Origin of the sequence: Streptomyces spinosus (genome assembly GCF_020400655.1) — a bacterium.
Lineage (GTDB): Bacteria > Actinomycetota > Actinomycetes > Streptomycetales > Streptomycetaceae > Streptomyces > Streptomyces argyrophylli.
The window spans coordinates 25268-39263 of sequence record NZ_JAINRC010000017.1 but is presented as its reverse complement, the minus strand read 5'-3'; the positions used below and the strand labels follow the sequence as shown (position 1 = coordinate 39263).

14 protein-coding genes and 1 pseudogene are annotated in these 13996 nt (G+C 73.4%); 1 reads left to right on the top strand and 14 read right to left on the bottom strand.

Annotated features, from left to right (window positions below; translation table 11 throughout):
* Nucleotides 1-159: 159 nt before the first annotated feature.
* On the bottom strand, nt 160-633 hold the full coding sequence (locus LG395_RS29745; protein WP_225811816.1) for a DUF3017 domain-containing protein: 474 nt from the start codon (nt 631-633) through the stop codon (nt 160-162).
* Nucleotides 623-1477 carry a bifunctional methylenetetrahydrofolate dehydrogenase/methenyltetrahydrofolate cyclohydrolase gene (locus tag LG395_RS29740; protein WP_171153499.1) on the bottom strand — a complete coding sequence of 285 codons (855 nt, stop codon included), beginning with the start codon at nt 1475-1477 and terminating at the stop codon, nt 623-625. The genes LG395_RS29745 and LG395_RS29740 overlap by 11 nt, the downstream gene beginning before the upstream one ends.
* Nucleotides 1478-1713: 236 nt before the next feature.
* On the opposite strand from LG395_RS29740, the gene LG395_RS29735 reads away from it, so the two are divergent.
* Complete coding sequence (locus LG395_RS29735; protein ID WP_225811815.1) at nt 1714-2310, top strand: hypothetical protein; 597 nt, start codon at nt 1714-1716, stop codon at nt 2308-2310.
* A 102-nt stretch (nt 2311-2412) separates the two neighbouring features.
* On the opposite strand, the gene LG395_RS29730 is transcribed toward LG395_RS29735, so the two are convergent.
* From LG395_RS29730 to LG395_RS29675, 12 genes and pseudogenes are all read right to left on the bottom strand, one after another.
* Nucleotides 2413-3057 (bottom strand): LuxR C-terminal-related transcriptional regulator, encoded by a 645-nt coding sequence (locus LG395_RS29730; RefSeq protein ID WP_171153503.1) that lies wholly within the window; start codon nt 3055-3057, stop codon nt 2413-2415.
* Entirely contained in the window at nt 3021-4343 is a 1323-nt protein-coding gene (locus LG395_RS29725; protein ID WP_171153504.1) for a sensor histidine kinase, read from the bottom strand. The genes LG395_RS29730 and LG395_RS29725 overlap by 37 nt, the downstream gene beginning before the upstream one ends.
* 156 nt (nt 4344-4499) lie before the next feature.
* Nucleotides 4500-4955, bottom strand: coding sequence for a MaoC family dehydratase (locus LG395_RS29720; RefSeq protein ID WP_103816247.1), 456 nt, complete (start codon nt 4953-4955; stop codon nt 4500-4502).
* Nucleotides 4956-5085: 130 nt separating this feature from the next.
* Nucleotides 5086-6129, bottom strand: a complete 1044-nt coding sequence (gene sbnB / locus LG395_RS29715) for a 2,3-diaminopropionate biosynthesis protein SbnB (RefSeq protein ID WP_171153506.1) — start codon at nt 6127-6129, stop codon at nt 5086-5088.
* 54 nt (nt 6130-6183) lie between these two features.
* Complete coding sequence (locus tag LG395_RS29710; protein ID WP_225811814.1) at nt 6184-7875, bottom strand: phytoene desaturase family protein; 1692 nt, start codon at nt 7873-7875, stop codon at nt 6184-6186.
* Between the two features lie 11 nt (nt 7876-7886).
* Nucleotides 7887-8615 (bottom strand): 3-oxoacyl-ACP reductase FabG, encoded by a 729-nt coding sequence (gene fabG, locus LG395_RS29705; protein ID WP_171153510.1) that lies wholly within the window; start codon nt 8613-8615, stop codon nt 7887-7889.
* On the bottom strand, nt 8612-9739 hold the full coding sequence (locus LG395_RS29700; protein WP_171153512.1) for a beta-ketoacyl synthase N-terminal-like domain-containing protein: 1128 nt from the start codon (nt 9737-9739) through the stop codon (nt 8612-8614). The genes fabG and LG395_RS29700 overlap by 4 nt, the downstream gene beginning before the upstream one ends.
* The gene (locus LG395_RS29695; protein ID WP_171153514.1) at nt 9736-10992 is read right to left on the bottom strand and encodes a beta-ketoacyl-[acyl-carrier-protein] synthase family protein; all 1257 of its coding nucleotides are present in this window, start codon (nt 10990-10992) and stop codon (nt 9736-9738) included. The genes LG395_RS29700 and LG395_RS29695 overlap by 4 nt, the downstream gene beginning before the upstream one ends.
* Before the next feature lie 5 nt (nt 10993-10997).
* On the bottom strand, nt 10998-11249 hold the full coding sequence (locus LG395_RS29690; RefSeq protein ID WP_171153516.1) for an acyl carrier protein: 252 nt from the start codon (nt 11247-11249) through the stop codon (nt 10998-11000).
* 173 nt (nt 11250-11422) lie between these two features.
* Entirely contained in the window at nt 11423-12280 is an 858-nt protein-coding gene (locus tag LG395_RS29685; RefSeq protein WP_225811813.1) for an ABC transporter permease, read from the bottom strand.
* 458 nt (nt 12281-12738) lie between these two features.
* Nucleotides 12739-13740 (bottom strand): annotated as a pseudogene (locus tag LG395_RS29680) (ATP-binding cassette domain-containing protein); the annotation flags it as partial.
* Nucleotides 13741-13742: 2 nt separating this feature from the next.
* On the bottom strand, nt 13743-13949 hold the full coding sequence (locus LG395_RS29675; protein ID WP_014674493.1) for an MbtH family protein: 207 nt from the start codon (nt 13947-13949) through the stop codon (nt 13743-13745).
* Nucleotides 13950-13996: the final 47 nt, after the last annotated feature.

The following is a 13996-nucleotide window of genomic DNA, read 5'->3' as shown; positions in this document are numbered from 1 at the left end:
AAGTTGCAGCTCCCGGCCGTCGTACCCCCATGGGCGGTACGGCGGTTCGGCCCGGAGGCGGAGGCGGTGTGCGGCGGACGGCCGTAGCGTCGGGCCGGGGGAAGACGGCGGTGGCCCGCGTCCCCGGGGGAGACGCGGGCCACCGCCGTACCGTGCGCGCTACTTGTCGAGCGTGAAGTGCAGGATGTCCTTCAGGAACGGGATCTGCAGCAACGGGTGGGGCTGGGCCATCAACGCGAGCAGCACGATGGCCAGGCCGAGCACGCCGTAGGTGGCGATGTCCGTGAAGCGGGAGCGGACGGCGAGCATGCCGACGCCGGGCAGCATCCAGCGCATGACGGCCCCGGCCAGCAGGCCGGCGCCGATCAGCAGGGTGCCGTAGCGGAACACGTCGAGCGCGGTCAGCAGCAGGCCGAGCGCCACCGCCGACAGCACGACGAGCAGGGGCCACTGCCGGGCGGGCGCCGGGGCGTCGCCGGGCGCGGCCCGGCCGCCGCCCTCGGGGCGGGCGGTGTCCCTGGTGAACAGCGGGAAGCGGCGGGTGACGCGGCGCGGGCGCCCCTCGGCGTCGGGGGCGCTGATCGCGTCGCGCACGGTCGGCTCCGCGGGCCCGCGGGTGTCCTCAGCCGGCACTGCGCTCCGCCGCCTCGACCACGTTGACCAGCAGCAGGGCCCGGGTCATCGGGCCGACGCCGCCGGGGTTCGGGGAGATCCAGCCGGCCACCTCGGTCACGTCCGGGTGGACGTCGCCGACGATCCTGCCCTCGGCGTTGCGGGAGACGCCGACGTCCAGGACGGCCGCGCCCGGCTTGACGTCCTCGGCGCGGATCAGGTGCGGGGAGCCGGCCGCGGCGATGATGATGTCGGCCCGCTTCAGGTGCGCGGAGAGGTCACGGGTGCCGGTGTGGCACTGGGTGACGGTGGCGTTCTCGCTGCGCCGGGTGAGCAGCAGCGGCATCGGGCGGCCGATGGTGACACCGCGGCCGACGACCACGACCTCGGCGCCCTTGATCTCCACGCCGTGGCGGCGGAGCAGGGTGAGGATGCCGTTGGGGGTGCAGGGCAGCGGGGCCGGCTCGTTCAGGACGAGGCGGCCGAGGTTCATCGGGTGCAGGCCGTCGGCGTCCTTGGCCGGGTCCATCAGCTCCAGGACGCGGTTCTCGTCGATGCCCTTGGGCAGCGGCAGCTGGACGATGTAGCCGGTGCAGGCCGGGTCCTCGTTCAGTTCGCGGACGACCGCCTCGATCTCCTCCTGGGTGGCGGTGGCGGGCAGTTCGCGCTGGATGGAGGCGATGCCCACCTGGGCGCAGTCGCGGTGCTTGCCCGCGACGTACTTCTGGCTGCCGGGGTCGTCCCCGACCAGGATCGTGCCGAGGCCGGGCGTGACGCCCTTCTCCTTCAGCGCCGCCACGCGGGCGGTCAGATCGGACTTGATCTCGGCTGCGGTGGCCTTGCCATCGAGAATCTGGGCGGTCATGGTCCCATCCTCGCGGATGACCCGGCCCCGGTTCCAATCAGGGTGTCACGGCATGATCAGTGATGTTGCACTTGCACAACACCTGACGCCTCCGGCTGGACAAGTAAGAGCCTGTTAAAGAACGATGACCGGACAGTGCCGCGGGCAGTACCGGGGGGACGGACCGCATCTGTAGAACTTCCTCCGAACCGTGCCGCGCGTCGTCCCCGCACTTGAGCAAACGGAGGAAGACCGCCATGAGCTTTGGCGACCCCAACAACCCCTACGGCCCGCCGCAGGGCCAGCAGGGCCAGCAGCCCGGCTACGGCTACCCGCAGCAGCAGCCCGGTTACGGCTACCCGGCGGCCCCCGGGTACCAGCAGCCCGGCTACGGCTACCCGGCCGGGCCCGCCCAGATGCCGGGCGGGGTGAAGGCCGCGCGCGTGTTCCTCTGGATCCTGGGCGTCTGCCAGGCGCTCGCCGGTCTGCTGCTGGTCCTGGGCAGCGCCATGTTCGCCGACCGGATCCGTGACGCCATCTCGTCGGACAGCAGCGTCTCGTCGACGGACGCCGACAAGGCCGCCAGCATCGGTGTGGGCGTGATGATCGTCTTCGGCGTCATCGTCCTGGCCTTCGCCTTCTGGGCGATCTTCACCGCCGTCAAGTTCGCGGGCGGACGCGGCGGCGTCCGCGTCTCGGCGATCGTCTACGGCTCGGTCGTCACCCTGATCAGCCTGGTGACCCTGCTGGGCGGCAACTTCCTCGCCCTGATCAGCCTGGTGCTGAGCATCCTCATCATCGTGTTCTGCGCCAACAAGGCCGGCGGCTCCTGGTTCAACCGTCCGCAGTACTGAGCCGCGCCGCGTCCGACACACCAGGGCCGCGTTCCGTCCGTCCGGACGGGGTGCGGCCCGGTGTCGTTCCCGGCGGCGCGCCGGGCGCACCGGCGCGGCCGCTCACTGGTCCAGGTAGGCGAGGACGGCCAGGACGCGGCGGTTGTCGCCGTCGGTCGGGAGCAGGCCGAGCTTGGTGAAGATGTTGCTGATGTGCTTGGCGACGGCCTTCTCCGTGACGAACAGGGCCTGGGCGATGCCCGCGTTGGAGCGGCCCTGGGCGACGAGTTCGAGGACCTCGCGTTCGCGTTCGGAGAGGCTGCCGACGGATTCGTCGCGCTCCTTGCGCACCAGCAGCTGGGAGATGACCTCGGGGTCCATGGCGGTGCCGCCCGCGGCCACCCGCTGGATGGAGTCCAGGAACTGGCCGCCGTTGGTGACGCGGTCCTTGAGCATGTAGCCGACGCCCCGGCCGCCGCTGGTGAGCAGTTCGCGGGCGTAGAGCGGTTCGACGTACTGGGAGAGCAGGAGCACCGGCAGGTCCGGGTTCCGCCGGCGGGCGGCGAGGACGGCGCGCAGGCCCTCGTCGGTGAAGTTCGGCGGCAGCCGGACGTCGACGACCGCGACGTCCGGCTGTTCCCGCTCCAGCGCTTCGAGCAGGTCGGTGCCGTTGTCCACGGCGGCCACCACGTCGTGGCCGTAGGCCGCGAGCAGGCGGATCAGCCCGTCCCTCAGGAGGAAGTGGTCTTCGGCGAGGACAATACGCACGGGATCTCCATCGTCACCATCGTCGGCCCGCCCACGGGACTGCTCACGGCCACCACGCCGTCGAAGGTGGCGAGCCGGCGCTCGATGCCGCGCAGGCCGGTGCCGCGGGAGGCGTCGGCGCCGCCGTGGCCGTCGTCGGTCACGGTGATGTGCAGCATCCCGCGATCGTAACGAAGGTCGATCCAGGCGCGGGCGGCACCCGCGTGCTTCGCGACGTTGGTGAGGATCTCCGAGATGGCGAAGTACGCGGCGGACTCGACGGGCATCTCGGGGCGGCCGGGCAGGTCGACCTGGACCTCGGTGCGCACCGGGCAGGTCATCGCCAGCGCCCGTACGGCGTCGGCGAGTCCGCGGTCGGCGAGGACCGGCGGGTGGATGCCGCGGACCAGGTTGCGCAGTTCCTCCAGCGCCGCCGAGGACGACTGCCGCGCCTCGATGAGCAGGGCGCGGACGGCCTCCGGGTTGGTCTCCAGCAGGTGCTCGGCCGCGTCCAGGGTCATGCCCATGGCGACCAGACGGGCCTGGGCGCCGTCGTGCAGATCGCGTTCGATCCGGCGGATCTCGGCCATCTGCGTGTCGACGGCGTCGGAGCGGGTGGCGGCCAGGTGCTGGATCCGGCTGGCCATCATCTCGCTCTCGCTCGGCGCCAGCATCGCCCTGGTGTAGAGGGCGTGCCGGCGCACCGCGCGCGGGGCCGCCCACAGGGCCAGCGGCAGCTGCAGCAGTCCGAGGACGCCGGCGAGCACCGCGGTGGCCTGCCCCTCGATCGGGATGAACTGGTACCACAGCCCGTCCCACTCGGTGGACAGCGGCACCCCGAAGAAGGCGAGGAAGACGCCCCAGAGACCGCTGAGGATCAGGGCCAGCGGGAAGAAGGCGAGGAAGCCGCCGGCGATCGGGTCGGTGAGCACCCAGACGTACTCGCGCCGGGTCTGCGGGTCGCTCATGATCCAGCGGTAGCGTGCGACGGCACCGGAGGCCCCGGCGGGCGCGGGCGGCAGCGGTCCGGGCGGGCCGGGGATCTCCACGCCCGCCCAGCGCCGGGCGAGTTCGCGCTGCTGCGCGGCCAGGCCGCGCACGCCCTCCATGGCGCGCGGCACCATGCCGAGGCCGGGGCCGACCAGGCTGATCGCGCCGGAGACGGCGAGCGAACGGCCGAAAGCCGCCATCGACATCCAGCACAGGGTCACCACCCGGCGCAGCCCCGTCAGTCCGGCCGACACCGAGAATCCCCTGATCGACGCCGGCGGGCGGATCCCGCCGAGCTGCATCGTGCGGTCGTCCATGCGACACGCTCCTTCCTGGCCTTGCTCCGCCGTGCGCGGCGCCGGTGCCGTACGTCTGTCGTGGTCCGAGGGGGCCCGCACTCATTGTGGTGGCGGAGGGGCCGGGAAATCGGTGGTAAAAACCCCCCTCTTGCGGCCCTTCTCGGCCAACTCCCGTCAGGGGGCGACGAACAGCGAGAGCGTGTCGGCCACGCAGGCGGCCCGGGGCTCTCCCTCGACCTCCACCGTCATGCGGACCGCGGCCAGGTGGCCGGCGGGCGTCTCGCGCACACCGGTGAGCTTCGCCCCGCCGCGCACCCGGGAGCCGACCGGTACCGGGCGCGGAAAACGCACCTTGTCCAGGCCGAAGTTGACGCCCAGCTCCACCTTCTCGATGTCGAAGATGGCCCGCATCATGGCGGGCAGCAGGGCCAGGGTCATGTAGCCGTGCAGGATGGTGCCGCCGAAGGGGCCGGTCGCGGCCCGCTCCGGATCGGTGTGGATCCACTGCAGGTCGCCGGTCGCCCCCGCGAACTGGTCCACCTGCTCCTGCGTCACCCGCACCCACTCGCTGTGGCCCAGGTGTTCGCCGACGGCGGCGGAGAACTCGTCCAGACTGGCGAAAGATCTCATGTCGTCGATTCTGTGCGGCTGCCGAACGGCCGGACAAGGCGGTCGCCCGCCACACGGCCGTTCGGTCAGCGAGCCGTCATCCGTTCGTCAGCGGGCGCGCCGGGCCGGGCCGGCCGCGGCGCGCCCGGGGTCAGCCGTACCGCTTCAGCTCGTGGAAGAAGCCGGGCACGGTGTGCAGCTGGTCGGCGTCGCGGACGCGGTCGTACACGTACTTCGCGACCGCCAGGTCGAGCACGCCCAGGCCGAACGGCGAGAAGACCACCGGCCGGTCGGCGGGCGGGGTGATCGCGCCGGTCAGCACGTCGTAGAGGGTGCCGGCGACGAAGTCCCGGTTGCCGGTGAGCTGTTCGGCCAGATGGGGCGAGGTGCCGGCCTTGAGGCAGTGGTCGACGTCGTCGACCGCGTTCCAGGCGGAGAGGATGATCTGCGGGGACAGGTCGCGCAGCGACACGTGCAGCACCAGCGGGTTGTGCGTGAACCACTCCGGGTCGGTCACGTGCGGCTCGCCCGCCACGGTCGCGAAGACCACGAGGTCGCTGGCGCGGATCAGGTCCTCCGGCTTGTCGTACACCGTGATCTCCGCGCCCTGCGGGGCCGTGCGCCGCAGGTAGCCCGTGAAGCCCTCGGCGTGCTCGGCGGACAGGTCGTGCACGCCGAGGGCGTCGAAGGCGAAGCCGCAGGCCGCCAGGTAGGTGTGCAGGTAGCGGGCGATCAGACCGGTGCCGACGAAGCCGACCCGGGTGGGCCGGGTGCCCCGCGCCCGGCTGATCCGGCCGGCCGCGAGAGCCGCCGAGGCGGCGGTGCGGGCGGCGCTGATGATGGAGGACTCCAGGCAGGCGAACGGGTAACCCGTCCGCGCGTCGTTGAGGACGAGGACGGCCGAGGCGCGCGGCAGGCCGGCGGCCACGTTCTCCGGGAAGCTGGAGATCCACTTGATGCCGTGCACGTCGACGTCACCGCCCACCGAGGCGGGCAGCGCGATGATCCGGGAGGACGGGCGGTCCGGGAAGCGCAGGAAGTACGAGTCGGGGTTGACCGTCCGCGCCTCGCCGTGCAGCCGGTAGGCGGCCTCGACGGTCGAGACGACCTCGTCCTCGGCACCGGCGAGCACCTGGTGCACCTGGGCACCGGAGATCACGGAGAAGGACGGGACCTGGGACACCTGTGAGGTCATGGGAACACTGCTCCAGGGAGTTCGTTTGGCGTAGGGGGCGGGCCGGTGCGCCGGTCAGCCGATGCGGGCCAGGCCCTTGGCGTGCCGCCGGGCGCGTCCGCGCGACACCTGCAACGGGTCCCAGCCGGCCGCGCGCCGGGGCAGCCGGGCGGGGTCGCCGAGCACCGTGCCGGACATGACCTCGGGCAGCAGGGGGCGCCCCAGGATGCGGGAGACCGCGGCCATGCCGCCGGCGGCGACCCCGGCCATGCCGCTGCCGTGCCGGGTGTTCTGCCCGACCACGTACAGCCCCTCGACGTCGGTGCGCACGTCGGGCCGCTGCCCGCGCGGACCCCAGCCGGCCATGCCGTAGGGGGTGCCGCCGCTGGCGCGGATGTAGCGCTCGTGGGTGAGCGGGGTGGCTGCCTCCACATGGGTGATCCGGTCCCGGAACGGTCCGAGGACCCGCTCGGCGGTGTCCAGGGCCAGCTCGGTGACCTCCCGCTTGCGGGCCAGGTACGCGGGCCTGCGGCGGTACGGCACGCCCGTGAGCGGGCCGCCGTCCGCGCCCCAGAACGCGTGGCCGGGCGGCAGGATCGTCAGCAGCTGGAAGTTGCTGTGGCCCGGCGGGCACACGGCCGGGGACCCGGCGTCCTTCACGGAGGCGAAGGAGAAGGCGAGCTGCGGTATCCGGTCCAGGGTGCCGGTGCGGGCCCAGCGCTCCAGCATCCCCGTCTGCGCGCCCTCCATGTCGTCGCTGTCGTGCCACCAGATGTTGGCGTTGGGCAGGCCGGGCAGTTCGGTGTCGAGGGCGACGTACACCGCGACCACCGCGTCCCGCATCCTGGCCGCACGGGTGCGGGCGACCAGGTCGGCGGGGAAGGTCTCCTCGCCGCCGCACAGGTCCAGGACGGTACGGCGGTAGTCGGCGTTGGAGACGACCAGCGGGGCGGAGATCCGGGCGCCGTCGGCGAGTTCGACGCCGGTGGCGCGGCCCCGCTCGACCAGGATGCGGCGCACCTCGCACCGGGTGCGCAGCTCGCCGCCGTACGCCTCCAGGGCCTCCACGAAGGCGGCGACCAGGGCCTGGCCACCACCCTCCGGGTAGTAGGCGCCGCGCAGGTAGTGGTCCATCATCGTCACGTGCTCGGCGAAGCCGACGTCGGCGGGCAGGGCGCCGTAGTTGCCGGCCTGCGCGGCGAGCAGGGTGCGGCCCTTGGCGGACAGCCCGCAGTGGTCCAGGGCCTGGCCGAGGGTGCGCCGGTTCCAGCGCATGGTCTCGGGCGACCGGCGGAACAGCTCCACCATCGGGGTGCCGAGCAGACTGGCCCGGCCGGCCCCGGCGACGGCCGTGGCCAGGTCGAGGAAGCGGTCCACGGCGCCGGCCTCGGCGGGCAGGGCCGCCTTCAGGCGGTCGCGGTAGCGATCCCAGCCGGCCGGTACGTCGACCTGCGCGGTGGGCGTGATGATCCGGTCGAAGCCGCCGTCGTTGTCCATCGGCCGGAACCGCACCCGGTCGGCGACACCCAGCCCGGACAGGACGGCGGGCAGCAGTCCGTCCGGGCCGCAGTCGCCGAGGTAGTGGGTGCCGACGTCGAACTCGTACTTGCGCCGGCGCCGGAAGACATGGGCGTTGCCGCCGGCGACGTCGTGCTGTTCCAGGACGAGGACCCGGCGGCCGTCCGCGGCGAGATAGCCGGCCGTCACCAGGCCGCCGACACCGCTGCCGACCACGATCGCGTCGTACCGCTCCCCCGCACCCTGCATCTGGCCCCCCATCAGAAGACGCCGCCCCCGTGGATCTCCACGACCGCTCCGGTGATGTACGCGGCCTGGTCGGACACCAGGAACGCCACCAGGGCGGCCACTTCCCCGGCGCGGCCCAGCCGGCCCATCGGCACGCCCTTGAGCTGGCGTTCCAGGGCCGCGGCCGGCATGCCGCCGACCATGTCGGTCTCGATCAGCCCGGGTGCGACGACGTTGGCGCGCACGCCCCGCGGGCCCAGCTCCCTGGCGAGGGACTTGGTGAAGCCGATGATCCCGGCCTTGGCGGCGGCGTAGTTGGCCTGGCCGGTGTTTCCGTAGAGGCCCGCCACGGAGGACAGGTTGACGATGACGCCGCTGCGGCGCTTGCTCATGGTGAACGCGGCGGCCCGGCACACGTGGTAGACGCCGTCCAGGTTGGTGCGCAGCACCCCGTCCCAGTCGTCCTGGCCCATCAGCACCAGCGGCCGGTCGCGGGTGATGCCCGCCGAGGTGACCACCGCGTCCACGGGGCCGAGTTCGCGTTCGGTGCGCGCGTACCAGTCCCGCACGTCCTCCGGGTCGGCGACGTCGCAGCGGACGGCGAGCACCCGGGTGCCGTGCCCGGCGGCCTCCTTGGCGAGTTCCTCGGCGGCGTCCTGGTTCGAGCGGTAACAGAACGACACGTCGAAGCCGTCCCGTGCGAGCCGCTGCACGACGGCCCGGCCGATGCCCCGGGAACCGCCGCTGACCAGCGCGATCACGCGTCCTCCCCGAGCAGTCGCAGCACGGCCGCGGCGACGGCGCCGTCGCGGTCGACGGCGGTCACCAGCGCGGCCCGGCCCCGGGAGTCCGGATCGGCCGCGGCGACGGAGAGCACCGCGGCGATCTGGAAGGACGCGGCGGCGGCACTGGTGTCACCGAGCAGCTCCATCGACGGCACCCGGCGCAGCGCCTCGGCCGGCACCAGCGCGGCGAGCGCCTCGTACTCGGCGCGGCCCGCGTCGCTCGGGGCCGCGCAGGGCACGGCCGCCCAGACCTCGTCGGCACCGACCCCGGCGCGCTCCAGGGCGCGGCGGGCGCAGGCACCGGCCGTCGCGAACGGGTCGTCGTCGATGTCGACGCGGGTCTCGATGCCGAGCACGGCGGCCAGCGGCGGGCGTTCGGCCGTCCCCGCGGGCTCCAGCAGGAACAGTCCGCAGCCCTCGCCGAGCAGCGGCGCGGGCTCGCCCGGCCGGGCGGCGGTGGCCTCGTACCAGGCGTGCGCGGCGGAGAACTCCTCGGCCGAACCGGCCACGTACCTGGTCGCCCGGCCCTGTCCCAGCAGCCGGCGCGCGTAGTTCAGGGCGAGCAGCCCGGCGGCCCGGCCGCCGGCGACCGTGGTGTTGGGGCCTTTCAGGCCGTGCCGGATGGCGGTCGCACCGGCCGCGTGGTTGAGGCTGCCGAACGGGATGCGGCCGGCGTCGACGTAGAAGGGGCGCTCGTTGGTGTAGGACTGGCGCAGGAAGTCGGTGACGTTCTCCAGGCTGCCCATGGTGATGCCGAGGACGACACCGGTCAGGTCGTCGGTGGTGACCGCCGGCTCGCCGTCGGCGTCGCGCAGCAGCCCGTCGGAGGCGACCAGGGTGAGCGCGGTGAGCCGGTCCATCTTCGCGGTGCCCCGCTTGCCGAGCAGCTCCTGGACGTCGAAGCCGGGCACGGTGCACACCTCCGGCGACGGCAGGGTGCCGTGAGCGGCGTCCGCCATCACGGCCGTCTTCGCGCCGGCGCGCACACCCGCGGCGAACGCCTCGCGTCCGATGCCGTACGGCGACACCGCCGACCAGCCGGTGATGACGGGCGTGTCCGGGGGCAGCGCGGCCCGCGGGACGGCAGTTGCGTTGCTCATGCTCGGACCTTCTCCCCGTAGGTGCCCAGGATCAGCACGGCGTTGTTGCCGGCGAAGGCGCTGGAGTTGTTCTGCACGATCCGGACGTCCGCCGTGACGGCCTCGTTGGGTACGACGTCGAGCGGGCAGTCCGGGTCGGTCTCGCGGTGGTTGATGGTGGGCGGGATGAACCCGTGCTCGATGGCGAGACCGCAGGCGATGGCGCCGAGCGCGCTGGCCGCGCCCATCGAGTGGCCCAGCATCGACTTCACGGCGACCGTGCGCGGCGGCGCGTCCCCGTACACGTCGAGGATGGCGGCCGTCTCCGTGCTGTCGTTGGCCTTGGTGCCGGTGCCGTGCGCGGAGATGAAGTCGACCTCCTGCCGCTTGACACCGGCGTCGTCGAGGGCAAGCCGGATGCCGCGGGCGATGCCGTCCCGGTTGGGGGCGGTGGGGTGGGCGGCGTCGCAACTGAGGCCGTAGCCGAGGACCTCGGCGTGGATGCGCGCGCCGCGGGCCAGGGCCGACTCCAGGCTCTCCAGGACGAGGATGCCGGCGCCCTCGCCGGTCAGGATGCCGCCCCGGTCCTTGTCGAAGGGGCGCACCACGTCCGGGCTGAGCGCGCCGAACCGCTTGAACAGGGCGAACGCCTTGCGGCAGACGGCGTCGGCGCCGCCGCACAGGGCCAGGTCGACCTCGCCGGAGCGGATGGCGTCCAGGCCGTAGCCGATCGAGTAGTTCCCGGCCGCGCAGGCCGTGGTGACGGTGGTCGCCTCCACGTTCGGCATGCGCAGTTCGCGGGCGATGGCGGTGGAGAGCCGGCCGGCGTAGATCCGGCGGGCGAGCACCGGGTCCATCCCCTCCGGGTCCCCGGCGGCCAGCTCCTGCTCCAGCAGGACGGCGATGTCGTGCGACTCGCCGTCGGTGGTGCCGACGGTGATGACGGCGGGCCGGTCGGCGAGGTCGTCCTCGCTCAGTCCGGCGTCCTCGACGGCCATGCGGGCCGCGGCGACGGCGAACTGGCCGGCACGGCCCACGTGCCCGGACGGCAGGTTGCGGATCCAGCGCTCCGGTTCGAAGTCGGGAACCTCGCAGGCGGTGTTCTGCCCGAAGCCCTCGGTGTCGAAGCGGGTGATCGGCCGGGCGCCGGAGCGGCCCGCCTTCAGGCCCTCGGTGTACTCCTCGACGCCGGTGCCGATGCTGGAGATCACCCCGAAGCCGGTGACGACGACCCGTCGCTGCCCGGCCCGGTCGGTGGATGCCGTGGTGGTCATGGGCGTCACCAGCCGGCGGCCGTGGCGGCCACCCGGTAGGTGGCCTCCACGTTGACCATCTTCGGCAGCTCGTTCATGTCGATGACGATGGAGTACTCCATTTCCAGCGCGCTGAGGACATCGATCAGCTTCAGTGAGTCCGCGCCCAGTTCGTCGATGAAGAGCGCCGTGTCGGAAAGGCGCTCCAGGTCCACGTCGATGTTCTCGGCGATGATTTCCCGGATACGGGTGAGGCGCTCGGGAGCGGCCGTCGTCATGGCTCGTTCCTCCGTTTTCGGATGGCCGGTGGGTGGTGTCGCGGAAGGCCTGCGAGGAGAATGCGAAAAGAGCGGGAAAGCTGCGGGAAATCGGCAGCGATGAGGCTCGGCAAAAACCTAGTCAGCGGCGATGACTGTCCAGTGACCGGCAACTGACGGACCGCTGACGGCGTTCAGTGGCCGCCCGCGCGCCGGAACCCGCGGACGCCGCCCCACACGGCGGCGAGCAGCAGTGCCGTGAGCGTCACGGCGGTCACCAGACCCGGGTGGTGGGCGGGGAAGCCGCCGGAGGCCGCCACGCCCGGGTCGTTGCCCCACAGCCGCCGGCAGGTCGTGACGACCGACGTGACGGGGTTCCACTCGGCGACCGGGCGCAGCCAGCCGGGCAGGCCGCTGACGGGGACGTAGGCGTTGGACAGGAAGCTGAGGATGACCAGCACCAGAGCGCCGGTGCCGTCGATGGCCTCGACGTTGCGCTGGGTGGTGCCGAGCAGGATGCCGACCCAGGTCATCACGTAGACGAAGGCGAGCAGCACCCCGAAGCCGGCGGCGGTGCGCAGCGGGCCCTCGTGCGGGCGCCAGCCGACGCCCAGGCCGACGAGGCTGACCGCGGCCAGGCTGACCGCGCCGACGGCCAGGTCGGACAGGGTGCGGCCGAGCAGCACGGAGGACGGGGAGACCGGCAGCGAGCGGAACCGGTCGACCAGTCCGTGCCGCAGGTCCAGGGCGACGCCTATGGCGGTGGGGCCGACGCCGGTCAGACCGACCTGGATGGCGATGCCGGCCATGATGAAGTCCTCGTAGGCCACGCCGCCCGGGATGTGCATGGAGCCGCGGAACAGGTAGCCGACGGCGATCAGCATCACCAGCGGGTTCATGGTGACCAGCACCAGCCGGCCCGGTGAGCGCCGCAGATGCGTCAGGTGACGGCCGGCCAGGGCGAGCGTGTCACCGAGGTGCCCCCGCACGGATCCGGCCGCCGGCCGGGGCGGGGCGGCCGGAGGGGTGGCAGGGGTGGCCGTGGCCGTCACCGGGACTCCTCTCTGATCACCGTCAGGGACTGCTGCCCCACGCCCGCGGGGGGCTCGTTCTGCGGGGCCGTCGGGGGGGCTTCCCCGGCGGCAGACACCGAGGGCTTCCGGGCGGCCGTCGCGGGGGGTTGCCCGGCGGCCGGCGCGGGGTCCTTCCGCGGGGCCGTCGCGGGGGCTTCTTCAGCGGTCGACGCCGGGCGTTTCTGCGAGGCCGTCACGGGGGCCTCTTCGGCGGCAGGTACCGGGGGGTTCTGAGCGGCCGTCACGGGGGCCTCTTCGGCCGCGGGCACGGGGGGCTTCCGGGCGGCCGTCGCGGGGGGTTGCCCGGTGGCCGGCGCGGGGTGGTTCTCCGTGGTCGTGACGGCCTCCGTGGTCGTCCGGGAGGTGTCGTCCGGGGCCGCAAGGGGGGTCTCCCGAGCCCCGGCCCCGGCCTCGGCCTCCTCTTCGGCGGCCGGCGCCGGGCGCTTGCGGGACGTCGGTGCCGGGTTCGGCTCCTCGGGCGGTGACGCTCGTCCGCTCGTGCCCGTGAGGTCGAAGAAGACATCGTCGAGGGTGGGCTTGCGCAGCTCGATGTCGACGGTGGGGACGCCCTTGTCGCGCAGGGCCTGTGCGGCGCGGGCCAGGTCGTCCAGGCCGTCCGGGCCGAGCTGGACGGACACCCGGCGGGCGGCCTCGTCGGTGACGGGGGCCGGACCGCCGAGCACGGCCAGCGCGGCGACCGCGTCGGCGAGGTCCTCGGGGCCGGCCACCGTCACCTCCAGCCGGTCGCTGCCGACCTGCCGCTTGAGGGAGTCCGGGGTGCCCTCGGCGATGACCCGGCCGGCGTCGATGACGGCGACGCGGTCGGCGAGCCGGTCGGCCTCCTCCAGGTACTGGGTGGTGAGCAGGATGGTCACGCCACCGGCGGCCAGGTCCCGCACCACGTCCCACAGCACGTTGCGGCTGGCCGGGTCCAGACCGGTGGTGGGCTCGTCCAGGAACAGCACCTCGGGGTCGCCGATGACGCACGTGGCGAGGTCGAGCCGACGGCGCATCCCGCCGGAGTAGGTGCCGGCGGGCCGGTCGGCGGCCTCGGTCAGCTCGAACCGGTCCAGCAGCTCGGCGGCCCGGCGGGCGGCGCCGCGCCTGCCGAACCGGAGCAGCCGGGCCAGCAGGACCAGGTTCTCGCGCCCGGTGAGGAGTTCGTCCACGGCGGCGTACTGCCCGGCCAGGCCGATCCGCCGGCGCACCTCCCGGCCCTCGCGGACCACGTCGTACCCGGCGACGGTGGCCCGGCCGCCGGTCGGCCGCACCAGGGTGGCGAGGATGCGCACGGTGGTGGTCTTGCCGGCGCCGTTGGGGCCGAGGACCCCGAGGACGGTGCCGGCCGGCACCGCCAGGTCGATGCCGTGCAGCGCGGTGTGGGAGCGGTAGCTCTTGCCCAGCCCCTCGGCGAGGATCGCCGTGTCGGACGCGGCCACGGTCAGCCCGCCTGCCGCTGGAGGCTCAGCGGGCGCAGGTCGGTCCAGTTGCTCTCCACGTAGGCGACGGCGGAGGCGCGGTCGGTGGCGTCGAGGGCCACGCGCCACCCGTCGGGCACGGCGGCGAAGGACGGCCACAGGGAGTGCTGTCCCTCGTCGTTGACGAGGACGAGGAAGGTGCCGTCTTCGTTGTCGAAGGGATTGGCCATGGCGGGTCTCCAGTTCTCGGACGGTGGTGGACGGTCGGTGGGTGGTG

What these genes read in the sequence shown, in the direction of transcription:
- LG395_RS29740 (WP_171153499.1), bottom strand. Translation starts at nt 1,477, where the DNA reads ATGACCGCCCAGATTCTCGATGGCAAGGCCACCGCAGCCGAGATCAAG.
- LG395_RS29735 (WP_225811815.1), top strand. Translation starts at nt 1,714, where the DNA reads ATGAGCTTTGGCGACCCCAACAACCCCTACGGCCCGCCGCAGGGCCAG.
- LG395_RS29725 (WP_171153504.1), bottom strand. Translation starts at nt 4,343, where the DNA reads ATGGACGACCGCACGATGCAGCTCGGCGGGATCCGCCCGCCGGCGTCG.
- LG395_RS29720 (WP_103816247.1), bottom strand. Translation starts at nt 4,955, where the DNA reads ATGAGATCTTTCGCCAGTCTGGACGAGTTCTCCGCCGCCGTCGGCGAA.
- sbnB (WP_171153506.1), bottom strand. Translation starts at nt 6,129, where the DNA reads ATGACCTCACAGGTGTCCCAGGTCCCGTCCTTCTCCGTGATCTCCGGT.
- LG395_RS29710 (WP_225811814.1), bottom strand. Translation starts at nt 7,875, where the DNA reads ATGCAGGGTGCGGGGGAGCGGTACGACGCGATCGTGGTCGGCAGCGGT.
- LG395_RS29700 (WP_171153512.1), bottom strand. Translation starts at nt 9,739, where the DNA reads ATGAGCAACGCAACTGCCGTCCCGCGGGCCGCGCTGCCCCCGGACACG.
- LG395_RS29695 (WP_171153514.1), bottom strand. Translation starts at nt 10,992, where the DNA reads ATGACCACCACGGCATCCACCGACCGGGCCGGGCAGCGACGGGTCGTC.
- LG395_RS29690 (WP_171153516.1), bottom strand. Translation starts at nt 11,249, where the DNA reads ATGACGACGGCCGCTCCCGAGCGCCTCACCCGTATCCGGGAAATCATC.
- LG395_RS29675 (WP_014674493.1), bottom strand. Translation starts at nt 13,949, where the DNA reads ATGGCCAATCCCTTCGACAACGAAGACGGCACCTTCCTCGTCCTCGTC.